Origin of the sequence: Pseudoalteromonas luteoviolacea (assembly GCF_001696455.1) — a bacterium.
Classification (GTDB): Bacteria; Pseudomonadota; Gammaproteobacteria; order Enterobacterales; family Alteromonadaceae; genus Pseudoalteromonas; species Pseudoalteromonas luteoviolacea_C.
In genome coordinates this window covers 1-687 of the sequence record NZ_MAUJ01000043.1, presented here as the reverse complement: position 1 = coordinate 687, position 687 = coordinate 1, and the positions used below count along the sequence as shown (strand labels likewise).

The following is a 687-nucleotide window of genomic DNA, read 5'->3' as shown; positions in this document are numbered from 1 at the left end:
GTCTAAAAGTTAGCTTTTAGCTCTTTGGTATGGTGCTGTAAAAACGCTATTTTACAGCGCTTATACACCTTAGCTGCACTGGTAGAGTTTGGCAGTTCTTTTAAATAACGCCATTTGCAGGAATCTTCCATGTAATGGCTTTGACTTAGAAGGCTCCGTTTAATGATAGGCATTAATTGCGTATTACCAGTGTCTTTTTCTAGCTCTTCAGTGTCCATGATTAGCTTGTTGATCCAAGCCTGTCGGTCCCGCTCGAGCATTTCGATATTCCCATCCAAACACATCAGGTAACGCTTAGCTTTTTGCGGATGGTCAGAATCTAAATGTGTGCAGTCTACGAGTGTATTGGTACGCGCACTCGTATCAAAACTGAGTGCCGCCACGGTAATTATAAATAGATTAGTGATTTTGCTCATAGCCAAATTCTATTGTAAATTGCGCCCCACCAAGTTCACTGTAATCAATGATAATGTTGCCATGATAAGAGGCGACTAAATCTGAAACGATAGCCATTCCAACACCATGTCCAGCTTCATATGTATCCAAACGCGTGCCACGTTGTAATAGCTCGTGACGTTTACCTTCAGGTATGCCTGGACCATCATCACCAATAATAAAAACGGTGCCTTTACTTGGAGTTGTTTTTACTTGTATATCAATTTTATGCGCACATGCCTTACATGCATT

The 687-nt window shown here is 41.2% G+C and carries 2 protein-coding genes; both read right to left on the bottom strand.

The annotated features are described in order from the left end of the window. Positions 1 to 2: 2 nt before the first annotated feature. On the bottom strand, positions 3 to 416 hold the full coding sequence (locus A7985_RS25405; RefSeq protein WP_065788560.1) for a hypothetical protein: 414 nt from the start codon (positions 414 to 416) through the stop codon (positions 3 to 5). Beyond that, on the bottom strand, positions 400 to 687 hold a 288-nt coding region (locus tag A7985_RS25400), incomplete at its 5' end, for an ATP-binding protein (RefSeq protein ID WP_256096859.1). The genes A7985_RS25400 and A7985_RS25405, both read right to left, overlap by 17 nt.

Bases quoted from the DNA above. Each gene is read 5' to 3' on its own strand.
- A7985_RS25405 (WP_065788560.1), bottom strand. From the start codon at position 416: ATGAGCAAAATCACTAATCTATTTATAATTACCGTGGCGGCACTCAGT.